Origin of the sequence: Halopseudomonas sp. MFKK-1, from assembly GCF_027474385.1 — a bacterium.
In the GTDB taxonomy this organism is placed as follows: domain Bacteria; phylum Pseudomonadota; class Gammaproteobacteria; order Pseudomonadales; family Pseudomonadaceae; genus Halopseudomonas; species Halopseudomonas aestusnigri.
In genome coordinates, this window is the sequence record NZ_CP114836.1 from 638,606 (window position 1) to 651,103 (window position 12,498).

The following is a 12,498-nucleotide window of genomic DNA, read 5'->3' on the forward strand; positions in this document are numbered from 1 at the left end:
AGTTTCTGTTCTGGCTGGTCATCGCCTATCTGCTCGGCTCGGTCTCCTTTGCCGTGCTGATCAGCCACCTGCGTCACCTGCCGGACCCGCGCAAACTGGGCTCCGGCAACCCCGGCGCCAGCAACATGCTGCGCCTTGGCAACCGCTCTCTGGCGCTGGCCACCCTGGCCGGCGATCTCGGCAAGGGCGCACTGGCCGTGGCGCTGGCACGCTATGCCGACCTTTCTCTGCTGCAACAGGGCTGGGTCGGTCTGGCCGCCGTGTGCGGCCATATCCTGCCTATCTTTCATCGCCTGCAGGGTGGCAAGGGTGTTGCCACCGCTGCCGGCGTTATGCTGATGCTCTGCTGGCCTGCGGCCCTGATCGCAGCGCTGGCCTGGGGCCTGACCTTTTACTGGCAGCGGATCGCCTCACTGGCATCGCTGCTGGCCAGCCTGACGCTGCCACCAGCCCTCGCCTGGCTGGCCCCGGCACTGCTGCTGCCGGTCACACTGATAGTGCTGCTTATTCTGCTGCGCCACCGCCTCAACATCGGCCGGCTGCTGGCAGGAGTAGAAAACCGCTTCAGGCCTTGACCGCAATCGGCGGCAACTGCTCCATCGGCCAACGCGCCCGCGTTTCGATACCGCCCTCATCCTGCTGGCCGGCCAGCAGCCGCTGGCATCCGGCATAGGCGATCATTGCGCCATTATCGGTGCAATACGCCGGGCGTGCATAAAACACGTTGCCCTTCAACTCGGCGGTCATGCTCTCCAGCTGCTGTCGCAGGCGGCGGTTGGCGCTGACGCCGCCGGCAATGACCAGGCGCTTGAGCCCGGTCTGTTTGAGTGCCCGGCGGCACTTGATGGTCAGCGTCTCGACTACCGCCGTTTCAAAGCCGAGCGCGATATCGGCCAGCGTCTGCTGATCCGGCTGCCCCTGCTGCGAACACGCCTGCCATGCCGTCAGCACGGCGGTTTTCAGGCCACTGAAACTAAAGGTCAGGCCGGGGCGGTCAGTCATCGGACGGGGAAATACAAAGGCACCGGGGCGCCCCTGCTCGGCCAGCCGTGCAATCTCGGGGCCGCCCGGATACGGCAGCCCCATCAGCTTGGCGGTTTTGTCGAAGGCTTCCCCGGCGGCGTCGTCCAGCGACTCCCCCAGCAACTGGTATTGGCCGATACCGTCTACCCGGACAAGTTGCGTGTGGCCGCCGGACACCAGCAAGGCGACGAACGGAAACTCGGGCGGATGCTCCTCCAGACAGGGCGCCAGCAGATGCCCCTCCATATGGTGAACACCCAACGCCGGCACGCCCCAGGCAAAGGCCAGCGCCCGCGCAAAGGCACCGCCAACCAGCAGGGCCCCCACCAGACCGGGACCGGCCGTGTAGGCCACCGCATCAACCTCACCCGGCTGCAAACCGGCCTTGGCAAACGCCTCGCGCATCAGTGGTACCATGCGCTTGACGTGATCGCGCGAGGCCAACTCAGGCACCACGCCACCGTACACCCGGTGCAGGTCGATCTGGCTGAACAACGCGTCCGCCAGCAGGCCTCGCTCACTGTCGTACAGCGCGATGCCGGTTTCGTCGCAGGAAGTCTCAATACCCAGAACGCGCATGCTTGGCCCTGTGCCTCGAATTACATGAATGTCATCTGCCGCGCATCATAATCAGCCAGACGCCCACAGGCCAGTTTTTTACCCTGATGGACGTCATAGGCTTTGCTTTTTACAGATGAAGGCGGTAACATCCGCGTCCCTTGAAATGCAATCGCCGCAGGCAATATTGCCTACGGCCATGACTACCAACGTTTGAGAAAGGTACGAAATGCCTGCCGTCAAAGTTAAAGAGAACGAACCCTTCGACGTGGCCCTGCGTCGTTTCAAACGCTCCTGCGAAAAAGCCGGTGTTCTGGCTGAAGTGCGTCGTCGCGAGTTTTACGAGAAGCCCACTACCGAGCGCAAGCGCAAGGCAGCTGCTGCTGTAAAGCGTCACGCCAAGAAAGTTCAGCGCGAACAGCGTCGTCGCGAGCGCCTGTACTGAGTTCCAATACTCAGCTCTGATCGGGCCTGATCACAGGCCCACCGATGCAGCGCACCGCGCTCGCATCACCAGACTGAACAGCACTGGAACACGCATCTTTCCGGCCTTCCGAAAGGAATTGGCTGGATTTTTGCGTCTTTGTGCATTTGCCAGCGCATAAAGCCACGAACAGTACAGTACGCCGGCAACGACGCACTCTCGCAGGGGCACCGCAGACAGCATGGCCGGACTTATTCCTCAGGGCTTCATTGATGACCTGCTCGGACGGATCGACATTGTCGAAGTCGTCGGGGCACGGCTGAAGCTGAAGAAGACCGGCAAGAACTACTCTGCGCTCTGCCCGTTCCACAACGAGAAGTCACCGTCGTTCAGCGTCAGCCCGGACAAGCAGTTCTACTATTGTTTCGGCTGCGGCGCCGGCGGCAGCGCACTGAGCTTCGTGATGGATTTCGATCGTCTGGATTTCCCCCAGGCGGTAGAAGAGCTCGCACGCCAGGCCGGCGTCGAGGTGCCGCACGAGGAGCGCAGCGATGGTCGCAAGAGCAACAACCGGACACCGCGCAAGGACAACCCGCTTTACGCCCTGCTGGAGCAGGCTGCCGCCTACTATCGGCAGCAACTGCGCCAGCATCCGGCTCGCCAGCGGGCGGTCAGCTACCTGAAAGGACGCGGCCTGTCGGGGCAGATCGCAAAAGTGTACGACCTGGGCCTCGCCCCGCCCGGCTGGGACAACCTGATGTCGCACCTGGCCCGCGACACCAGCGAACAAAAAGCCCTGATCGATGCCGGCCTGGTAGTGGAAAACCCGGACAGCGGCGGCCGGTACGATCGCTTCCGCGACCGCATCATGTTTCCGATTCGCGACAGCCGAGGCCGCACCATCGGCTTTGGCGGCCGCGTACTGGGCGACGAGAAGCCCAAGTACCTGAACTCCCCGGAGACCACGGTCTTCCACAAGGGACAGGAGCTGTACGGGCTTTATGAAGCCAAGCAACAGAATCGGCAACTGAACGAGATTCTGGTCGTCGAAGGCTACATGGACGTGATCGCGCTGGCGCAGCACGGCATCACCAATGCCGTTGCCACACTGGGCACCGCCACCAGCGAAGAGCACCTCAGGCGCCTATTCCGACTGGTGCACAATGTGATTTTCTGTTTCGACGGCGACCGCGCCGGACGGCAAGCCGCCTGGCGCGCACTCAATTCGGCGCTCCCGGTGCTGGAAGATGGTCGCCATGTGCGCTTTCTGTTCCTGCCGGATGGCCAGGACCCGGACACCATGGTGCGCGAAGAAGGCACCGACGCCTTCCGTCGTCGACTGGAACGTGAAGCGCTGCCGCTTACCGACTATCTGTTCCGGCACCTTGCCGAAGAAACCGGCGCCGACAGCCTGGAAGGCAAGGCGCACATGGCCTCACTGGCCCTGCCGCTGATTGACCAGATCCCCGGCAGCATGTTGCGCCGCCTGCTGAGGCAGTCGCTGCAACAACAGACCGGGCTTGACCTGGACAGCATTGAACCGGCAGCGATGCCGACGGCGACAGAGCAGCCTGCGGGCAACGACGCAGGCAACCATGCGTACCCGCGCCATGACGAAGCCGTACCAATGGACGCCTGGGGCGACTGGTCGGAAAGGGATGACTCCGACGGCGACTACTACCTGCCGGAAGGTATGGACAGCAAACCGCCGGCCACATCGGAGAGCCGCCGTTTCACTCCGCGCGACAGCGAACGCAAAGGTCGCAGCGGCGGCAAAAAGGCGCTGCGCAGGGAAGTAGACAGCCCGTTACTGCAAGCCGTGCGAACCCTGCTGCACCACCCGCACCTGGCCGCACATGCCCAACAGGCCAATCAAATGGCCGACGAGGACGACGACGAGGCAAGGCTGCTGGTAGCGCTGGTTGACGCTGCGCAGAAACAGCCCGGGCTGACTACAATTGAACTGCTGGCGCGCTGGCACGGCACGGCGATGGGGGAGCAGTTGAATCGCCTGGCAGAACAGGAGTGGCTGCTGACCAGTCCCGGCGTGAACCTTGAACAACAGTTTTTCGACACCATTAACAGACTAACCGCTCAACAAAACGAGCGACGACTTCAGCACCTCCTCGACAAATCGGTCACCGAACCGCTCTCTGCCGAGGAAAAGCAACAGCTGCGAGACCTGCTGGGCTCACGAAACACCCGGAAAAACGACGGCTGACCGCGCCTCAAGTGGCGTCAGCAGGCGAAATCAGGGTATAATCCGCAGCTTATTTTTTGCACACCTAGGCATCCACAAGGGTTGTTATGTCCGGAAAAGCGCAACAGCAATCCCGTCTTAAAGAGCTCATCGCCCGCGGTCGCGAGCAGGGCTATCTGACCTATGCGGAGGTCAACGATCACCTGCCCGAGGATATCTCCGATCCGGAACAGGTGGAAGACATTATCCGCATGATCAACGACATGGGCATCACGGTTTTTGAAACCGCACCCGATGCCGATGCGCTGTTGCTGGCCGATAATGATGCCGACGAAGCTGCCGCCGAAGAAGCTGCCGCTGCCCTGGCTGCCGTGGAAACCGATATCGGTCGCACCACCGACCCGGTCCGCATGTACATGCGCGAAATGGGTACGGTCGAGCTGCTGACTCGCGAAGGCGAAATCGAAATCGCCAAGCGCATCGAGGAAGGCATCCGTGAAGTCATGGCGGCCATCTCCATGTTCCCCGGCACCGTCGACGGCATCCTTGCCGACTACGCTCGCGTGGTTGAGGAAGGCGGTCGCCTGTCCGACATTTTCAGCGGCTATATCGATCCCGATGACGACGGCATGTCCGGCGTCAACAGCGACGACATACCCGCGGTCGCCTCCAAGGAAACCAAGAAGGACGACGACGAGGAAGACGACGAGGAAGACTCGGACGACGACAGCGATGACAACGAAGGCGATGGTGGCCCCGATCCGGAAGTGGCCCGCCTGCGCTTTACCGCCATCAAGGAACAGCTGGAAAAACTGCAGAAGGTGCTGAAGAAGCACCCGCGCAACAGCCCCAAAGCCGTTGCCGAGCAAGAGGCCCTGGCCACCCTGTTCATGCCGATCAAGCTGATCCCGAAACAGTATGAAGCGCTGGTCAACCGTGTCCGTGATGCCCAGGACCAGATCCGCAAGCAGGAACGCGCCATCATGCAACTGTGCGTCCGCGACGCACGCATGCCGCGCGCCGACTTCCTGCGCAGCTTCCCCGGCAACGAAGTCAATGAAGGCTGGGTCGACTCCCTGCTGGCCGACAGCCCGCGCTACAGCGAAGGCCTGGAAGCCCTCAAGGGTGACATCCTGCGCGCCCAGAAGAAGCTGGCCGAGCTGGAAGAAAACGCCAGCCTGACCATCTCCGAAATCAAGGACATCAACCGCCGCATGTCCATCGGCGAGGCGCGTGCGCGTCGTGCCAAGAAAGAGATGGTTGAGGCCAACCTGCGTCTGGTGATCTCGATCGCCAAGAAGTACACCAACCGCGGCCTGCAGTTCCTTGACCTGATTCAGGAAGGCAACATCGGCCTGATGAAAGCGGTAGACAAGTTCGAATACCGTCGCGGCTACAAGTTCTCGACCTACGCCACCTGGTGGATTCGTCAGGCCATCACCCGCTCCATTGCGGATCAGGCCCGTACCATCCGTATTCCGGTACACATGATCGAGACCATCAACAAGCTCAACCGAATCTCCCGCCAGATGCTGCAGGAGATGGGTCGCGAGCCGACCCCGGAAGAGCTGGGCGAGCGCATGGAGATGCCCGAGGACAAGATCCGCAAGGTCCTGAAGATCGCCAAGGAACCGATCTCGATGGAAACCCCCATCGGTGACGACGAAGATTCGCATCTGGGCGATTTCATCGAGGACGGCACCATGGAATCACCGATCGATTCGGCGACCGTGGAGAACCTCAAGGAAGCGACCCGCGACGTACTGTCCGGCCTCACTGCCCGTGAAGCCAAGGTACTGCGCATGCGCTTCGGCATCGACATGAACACCGACCATACCCTCGAGGAAGTCGGCAAGCAGTTCGATGTTACCCGTGAGCGGATTCGTCAGATCGAAGCCAAGGCACTGCGCAAGCTGCGTCACCCGACCCGCAGCGATCACCTGCGCAGCTTCCTCGACGACTGAGTCACCTGCATGCAGTCAATAGCAACGCCCGGCCTGTGCCGGGCGTTGTTGTTTGTGGCCCTGCGCCAGCGGGGGGTGGGCATGCACCGCATCCTGGGGCTAAACTGGCGAAACAATATCGAGTAGCCATGGATACAGGTTTCCCGTCGAATGAACGTCGCCGCAAAGGGATTGGTTGCCGCAGGGCTGGCAATGGCCGGCGCAGGATGCAGTGCCATCAATATCCCCATGGCACCCGACCTGCAGATCACGCAGGCTGGCGTGCTGCTGCTGTCCTGCATACTTCTGCTGGCGGCGCACGGCCTTAATCAGCTGCGCAGGCGCGCCGTGATGCAGCGCCAGGAAGCACTGGAGCTGCTCAGACAGCAGGAACACCGCTACCGCACCCTGGTTGAGAAGCTGCACGTCGTCACATGGGAAATGTCCTACCCCTCACTGCGTTTCATTTATACCTCGCCCCACGCAGCCGACCTGCTTGGCTACCCCGCCAGCAACTGGCTAAGCCCCGACTTTCTGGCCGACCACCTGCACCCGGAGGATCATCGCCGCGTTCTGGACAGCCTGCGCGACCATGCACTGACCCATCAGCAGCAAAGCTTCGATTTCCGCCTGTACCGCGAGTGTGGTGATTATGTATGGGTGCGCGCCATCATCAACCGCGTCACCAGCCAGGAATACGAGGCAGCCTCACTGCACGGCCTGCTGATCGACATTCAGGAACAGAAGCTCGCCGAACAGGCCCTGCGCAGCTCGGAACAGAAATTCTCGTCGGTCTTTCACAACTGCCCGGACACCATCGTTCTGGCTGACGCCGAAGAGGGCCGGTTGATGGCCGTCAACCAGACCTTCGAGGAGCAGTTCGGCATCAGCATGAGCGACGCCGTCGGCCATACCGCAACGGAGCTGAACCTGTGGAACGAACCGGGCACAGGGCCCAGGCTGCTCGCGCTCCTGCTGACCCGAACCAAGAGCAACGTTGAACTGGAGTTCCGGCGGGCTGACGGCAGCCGCTTTACCGGTCTGCTCTCGGCCCGACCGGTGAGCATCGACGGCCAGCCGGTCCTGGTTACCGTGATTCGAGACATCTCGGCCCTGAAGCTCACCCAGGAACAACTGCGCCTGTCCGAGCAGAAATTTTCCCGCGCCTTCCACGCTTCACCAGACGGCCTGCTGATCACCAAGGCCAGTGACGGCATGCTGCTCGACGTCAACGAAGGCTTCACCCGCATCACCGGCTACACCCGCACCCAGGCCATCGGCAGCAGCACGCTCGCCCTGCGAATCTGGCGCAACGATGCCGACCGCACGCGCATGGTGGACACCCTGCGGCGCGAAGGCCGGGTGCGTGACATGCTCTCGCAGATCACCACCGCAAACGACGAGGTACGCTGGGTCGAGATCTGTACCGAGGCGATCACCATCAACGACCAGGAGTGCATGCTCAGCATCGCCCGTGACGTCACCGAGCGCCTGGAAATGGAAAACTCCCTGCGCCAGGCCGCAACCGTCTTCGAGAACACGAACGAAGGCGTGATCATCACCGATTCCTCCGGCAATATCGCCGCAGTCAATCGCGCCTTCAGCCAGATTACAGGTGTCGACGCCGCCGACGCCATTGGCCAACCACTGCACATGCTGTCAGCCAACGTTGAAGATCAGGAGGTAGTCGCACAGGCATCTCGCGCCATCCGGGAACAGGGGCACTGGCAGGGAGAGTCCTGGAACCGCCGCCCCAACGGCGAACTCTACGCCTCCTGGTCCAACGTCAGCCAGGTGCTTAACGTCGACGGCAGCCTGAGCCATCTGGTTGCGGTGTTCAGCGACATCACACCGCTCAAGCACACCCAGGCGCGACTCGACCATCAGGCCCACCATGACCCGTTGACCGGTCTGCCCAATCGCACCCTGTTCGAGGCACGACTGCGAGAGTCGCTGCACAGCCAGGCACTCAATCACGAGGAACACATCGGCGCCCTGCTGTTTATCGACCTTGACCGTTTCAAGCAAATCAACGACAGCCTGGGCCACCCGGTTGGCGATAGCCTGCTGCAACTGGTCAGCCAGCGCCTGTGCTCGGTCCTGCGTGACATCGACACGGTCGCCCGGCACGGCGGCGACGAGTTCATCGTCCTGCTTCCCAATCTGCGTACCGACACCGACGCCGCCGCCATTGCCGACAAGCTACTTGCCGTCTTCCGCGCCCCGTTCATCTGCGCCGGCCACGAACTCTTCGTCAGCGCCAGCATCGGCATCAGCCTGTTCCCAACCGACGCCGACGACGTCAACAGCCTGATCAAGCATGCCGATGCCGCCATGTACAGGGCCAAGAACCAGGGGCGCAACCGCTACGCGTTCTATACCAGCGACCTGACAGCCAGCGCCCACCAGCGCCTGGAGATGGAAAACGACATGCGTCGCGGCCTGGAGCGCAACGAGTTTGTGCTTCACTACCAGCCCAAACTGGACCTGAGCAGCGGCAAGCTGGACGGCGCCGAAGCACTGGTACGCTGGAACCACCCCCAGCGGGGCATGGTCGAACCCGACCAATTCATCCCTCTGGCCGAAGAAACCGGCCTGATCGTGGATCTGGGCCGCACCATCCTCAACATCGCCTGCGCCCAGCTCGCCCAATGGCGCGACCAGGGCCTCACCGCACCGCGCATGGCCATCAACGTCTCCGGCGCCCAACTGATCGGGGACCACCTGGTAAACGATATTCGACGCGCCCTGGCCAAACACAGCCTGTCCGCCAGCCAGCTTGAACTGGAGATTACCGAAGACTTCGTGATGAACCAGAACCGCGAAGCCATCGTCCTGCTCGATCTGTTCAGCAGCATGGGCATTCACCTGTCCATCGACGACTTCGGCACAGGCTACTCCTCACTGGCGTACCTGAAGGAACTGCCGCTGGATACCCTCAAGATTGACCGCAGCTTTGTTGCCGGCTTGCCCGGCAACCACCACGATGCCGCCATCAGCCAGACCATCATCGTACTGGCGCACAATCTTGGCATGGCCGTGATCGCCGAAGGCGTGGAGAACGAACTGCAGCGCGAACTGCTGCTTGAACAGGGCTGCGACAGCATCCAGGGCTACCTGGTAAGCCGCCCGCTTCCCGCCGACGAATTTGCCAACGCCTTCCTCCGCCGAGCGCCTAGTCACCAGCCATCACAGCCCGTATAATCCCCGACGCTATAACAGCGTGGGCCTATAGCTCAGTTGGTCAGAGCAGGCGACTCATAATCGCTTGGTCCCAGGTTCAAGTCCTGGTGGGCCCACCACTCTCCCCTCCCCGCTGCACCCCGTATGCTCTTCGGACCATAGTCCGTCCACTTTGGCCAAACGTTGGTAAAAATTTTACCTGCCATGGCCGCGAGCAACTCTGCGTGCGCCTGACTCGACAGTAAGAACAAGCGACACTGGCAGACCGGCTTATCGCGGCCGCCTGCCCATTCCAAAGCTCGAACCAGACGCTTCTTCCTGACCAAGCTGATCAAAACCCTGCCTGGGTATCGTCTCGCACCATGGGGAAGGCTTTGCGCCGCTCAACTGATGGCCAGCCCAACACTCCAGAGATACTGCTTGCTGAAGAGCCTCCGCTTTCGGCCGATTCTGTTGAAAAACTCGGTTCAACGTGAGTAACGACCTGTGCAGCCGTTGATGCCATCGCAGATCCCGTAGCTTTTGGCCAAGCTATGGTCACAATCTAGAGCCAAACTATGGTTTCACGCACACGGCCCACTCGGGTTTGACTGATTTCGCCAAACCGCTAACCCTTTTTACCAACACCGCGATGCATGGCGCAGACAAAACTATCGGTTCAACGCAAACCGATTCATTTCACTCACGTCGCCAAAGCCACTCAAGCCCACTCGGCGCAGCCGCAACGAGCGCAACTCAATCGGGGCTGTAAAGCACAAAAGTATGGAAGCCTAAACGGTGTCATGCCGTGTACCCATCACAAATTTGCGGCAAAACTCGGCGCACCGTCTCGTCACTAAACCTGCCGCCATCTCGCCTTCATGCTGTTTGTACCTATCGCCCGCGTTTGACTATGCTGCAGCTAGCTACACACCGATCCTCATCAGGCCCAAAACTGTCCCGTGAAGAACAGCGTACTGCTCGTCACACTGCTATGCATCCTGCTCGGCGCAAGAGCCAAGGCGGATGAGTATCGAATCGTGACCGAGGAGTGGGCACCCTACAACTACCTGCAGGACGGACAACTGACCGGACTGACGACAGAGGTAGTGAACGCAATCATGGCGCTTACCGGTGATAACTTCCCGATTGAGGCGGTGCCCAGCATGCGAGCTACTTACGACCTTCGCCAGCAGCCGAAAACGATCATGTACTCATTGTTTCGCACGCCTGAGCGCGAGTCTAGCTACCGCTGGGTTGGCCCCATCGCTGAGGAAGCTATCTACCCTTACCAGCTAGCCAGCAGCGAAGCGCCCATACACTCGCTGGCACAGCTGATGCAGGCGCCGCGCATCACCACCCGGCATGCCGGTCTGGTACCCGACACCCTTGAATCGCTTGGCTTTAGAAATCTCGATCGCAGCGCGAATCAGAACGTTCAGCTGTATCGAATGCTGCTGGCCGGCCGCACTCAGATCATTGTCGGAGACACCCCGGCCGGGGTGGCCTACTACAGCAGGCTCTTGCAGATACCCGCTGGCACCCTGCGACAGATTCCGCTGGAGCTGTTTCGCTCTTCGCTGTACATCGCTTTCAGCCGCGACAGTTCAGAGGCCGTCGTTACCCGCTGGGCGGAGGCGCTTGACCAGTTGCGCAGCAGCGGAAAACTGGAACAAATTCGCCTCGCCTATGAATAGCGCGGCGCCGGCATAATCGACCGCTGCAAGCGCGGGACTGTTAACATCTAGCCTGCAACAAATCATCCCTCTAGCTGATGAGCGCAGACCAGTGGAACACCTCAACCTTCGCCACCTGCACTATTTTTGGATGATCGCTCGCTCAGGCTCGATTGTCCGGGCGGCGGAGAGTCTCGACCTTTCACCGCAGACCCTGAGCGGCCAGCTGGCAACGCTGGAGGCGTCGCTGGGTGGTGCACTGTTCAAGCGGGCCAACCGCTCGCTGCAGCTGACCGACTTCGGCAAGACGGTGTTTTCCTATGCCGACGACATTTTCCATGTCTGTGCAGTCGTTGACCGAGGTTCTGCAGCAGCCGCCGGAAAATCGCCCGTTGACGCTGGCTATCGGCATCGCCGCCTCCATCCACAAACTGATCGCCTACCATTTGACCGAGCCTGCGCTGTCGCAGCCGCGGCCGGTGCATCTGGTCTGCCAGACCGGGGAGACGGGGCAGTTGCTGCGCCAACTCGGCCAACGGGAGCTGGATATTCTGCTGACCGACCGCCAGCCCGACTTCAAGGACGCCGGCCAGTTTCGCGCCACGCGGCTGGCCAGCTCGTCCATATCCCTGTTTGCCACCCCGGAGCTGGCCGCGCGGCTCAGGCCCGGCTTTCCCTTGAGCCTGGACCGCCAGCCCTTTCTGACGACCTCTCTCAATGCGCCCTATATCAACGAGCTGATGAACTGGTTTGCAGCCAAGCGGATCCGCATCAATGTGGTGGCCGAGGTCGACGACAGTGCGTTGATCAAGGTATTCGGCCGCCAAGGGCTGGGCTACTTTGCCGCCCCGACGGTGATTCACGATGAGGTATGTCGCCAGTACGAAGTGGAGTGTATCGGCTCGATTGGCGAGGTCAGAGAGACGCTCTACGCCGTCACCCGCGCGCGCTCCAGCGGCAACCCGGCCATTGAGGCACTGTTGAAGTCTCGGCCCGAGCTGGACGATAGCATCGAAAAAATCGAACTATAAATTCCAAATAGATCGATTTATAAAGACCCTCATTTAGCTGACCCTGAATCCGTCAAAACTGTTCGGAGACAGGTCATGAAAACCATCCATCAGTATCAACTGGCCAATGACAAGCAGGTGACCAGCCTGGCCCTGCGCGAGGGGTTCCGGATCGTGCGCTGCGAGTATGTGGTTGCCCAGAAACGCGTATACCTGTGGGTCGAAGAGCCACTGAAGATCGACCTGCCGGTAAGCGAGCATCAGTTCATGGTGGTTGGCTCGGGTGTGCCGGTGCCGGTTAGCCATTGCTACGTAGACACGGCCGTTGATCCCTTTGGCCCGGAGGCCTTCCATGTCTATCAGGTGGTGAACAATGCTGCCAGCGCAACGGACGAGGAACGCTCGGTGCACAGACCGCCTGCAGAGAACGCACTCAGGCTCAGCGCCTGAAGCCTGAAACTCACCGACCAGAGCCCCGCACAGGGGCTCTTTTTTGGCCTAC

Annotated in this window: 9 protein-coding genes, 1 tRNA gene and 1 pseudogene; 10 read left to right on the forward strand and 1 reads right to left on the reverse strand. The window is 61.1% G+C overall.

Annotation, left to right across the window (positions count from 1 at the left end; translation table 11 throughout):
• Positions 1-5: 5 nt before the first annotated feature.
• Positions 6-575 (forward strand): glycerol-3-phosphate 1-O-acyltransferase PlsY, encoded by a 570-nt coding sequence (gene plsY, locus O5O48_RS02905; RefSeq protein ID WP_269688663.1) that lies wholly within the window; start codon positions 6-8, stop codon positions 573-575.
• Here plsY and tsaD read toward each other — a convergent pair.
• On the reverse strand, positions 565-1,602 hold the full coding sequence (gene tsaD, locus O5O48_RS02910; RefSeq protein WP_269688103.1) for a tRNA (adenosine(37)-N6)-threonylcarbamoyltransferase complex transferase subunit TsaD: 1,038 nt from the start codon (positions 1,600-1,602) through the stop codon (positions 565-567). The two genes, plsY and tsaD, sit on opposite strands and share 11 nt — an antisense overlap.
• Positions 1,603-1,810: 208 nt before the next feature.
• On the opposite strand from tsaD, the gene rpsU reads away from it, so the two are divergent.
• The 9 genes and pseudogenes from rpsU to O5O48_RS02955 all read left to right on the forward strand — a co-directional run bounded on the left by rpsU (position 1,811) and on the right by O5O48_RS02955 (position 12,446).
• Positions 1,811-2,026, forward strand: coding sequence for a 30S ribosomal protein S21 (gene rpsU / locus O5O48_RS02915; RefSeq protein ID WP_088274353.1), 216 nt, complete (start codon positions 1,811-1,813; stop codon positions 2,024-2,026).
• Positions 2,027-2,246: 220 nt separating this feature from the next.
• Complete coding sequence (gene dnaG / locus O5O48_RS02920; protein WP_269688104.1) at positions 2,247-4,226, forward strand: DNA primase; 1,980 nt, start codon at positions 2,247-2,249, stop codon at positions 4,224-4,226.
• A gap of 86 nt (positions 4,227-4,312) precedes the next feature.
• Positions 4,313-6,169, forward strand: coding sequence for an RNA polymerase sigma factor RpoD (gene rpoD, locus O5O48_RS02925; RefSeq protein ID WP_228245531.1), 1,857 nt, complete (start codon positions 4,313-4,315; stop codon positions 6,167-6,169).
• Between the two features lie 150 nt (positions 6,170-6,319).
• Entirely contained in the window at positions 6,320-9,352 is a 3,033-nt protein-coding gene (locus tag O5O48_RS02930) for an EAL domain-containing protein (protein ID WP_269688105.1), read from the forward strand.
• Between the two features lie 21 nt (positions 9,353-9,373).
• Positions 9,374-9,450, forward strand: a tRNA-Ile gene (locus O5O48_RS02935).
• Positions 9,451-10,272: 822 nt separating this feature from the next.
• Positions 10,273-11,007: a substrate-binding periplasmic protein gene (locus tag O5O48_RS02940; protein WP_269688106.1), complete on the forward strand. Its 735-nt coding sequence runs from the start codon at positions 10,273-10,275 to the stop codon at positions 11,005-11,007.
• Positions 11,008-11,137: 130 nt separating this feature from the next.
• Positions 11,138-11,233, forward strand: a pseudogene (locus tag O5O48_RS02945) (LysR family transcriptional regulator); the annotation flags it as partial.
• A 73-nt stretch (positions 11,234-11,306) separates the two neighbouring features.
• On the forward strand, positions 11,307-12,017 hold the full coding sequence (locus tag O5O48_RS02950) for a LysR substrate-binding domain-containing protein (protein WP_269688107.1): 711 nt from the start codon (positions 11,307-11,309) through the stop codon (positions 12,015-12,017).
• A gap of 75 nt (positions 12,018-12,092) precedes the next feature.
• On the forward strand, positions 12,093-12,446 hold the full coding sequence (locus tag O5O48_RS02955) for a DUF7352 domain-containing protein (protein WP_269688108.1): 354 nt from the start codon (positions 12,093-12,095) through the stop codon (positions 12,444-12,446).
• Positions 12,447-12,498 lie beyond the last annotated feature (52 nt).

What these genes read in the sequence shown, in the direction of transcription:
- O5O48_RS02930 (WP_269688105.1), top strand. Translation starts at nt 6,320, where the DNA reads ATGAACGTCGCCGCAAAGGGATTGGTTGCCGCAGGGCTGGCAATGGCC.
- tsaD (WP_269688103.1), bottom strand. Translation starts at nt 1,602, where the DNA reads ATGCGCGTTCTGGGTATTGAGACTTCCTGCGACGAAACCGGCATCGCG.
- rpoD (WP_228245531.1), top strand. Translation starts at nt 4,313, where the DNA reads ATGTCCGGAAAAGCGCAACAGCAATCCCGTCTTAAAGAGCTCATCGCC.
- O5O48_RS02950 (WP_269688107.1), top strand. Translation starts at nt 11,307, where the DNA reads ATGCCGACGACATTTTCCATGTCTGTGCAGTCGTTGACCGAGGTTCTG.
- O5O48_RS02955 (WP_269688108.1), top strand. Translation starts at nt 12,093, where the DNA reads ATGAAAACCATCCATCAGTATCAACTGGCCAATGACAAGCAGGTGACC.
- rpsU (WP_088274353.1), top strand. Translation starts at nt 1,811, where the DNA reads ATGCCTGCCGTCAAAGTTAAAGAGAACGAACCCTTCGACGTGGCCCTG.
- dnaG (WP_269688104.1), top strand. Translation starts at nt 2,247, where the DNA reads ATGGCCGGACTTATTCCTCAGGGCTTCATTGATGACCTGCTCGGACGG.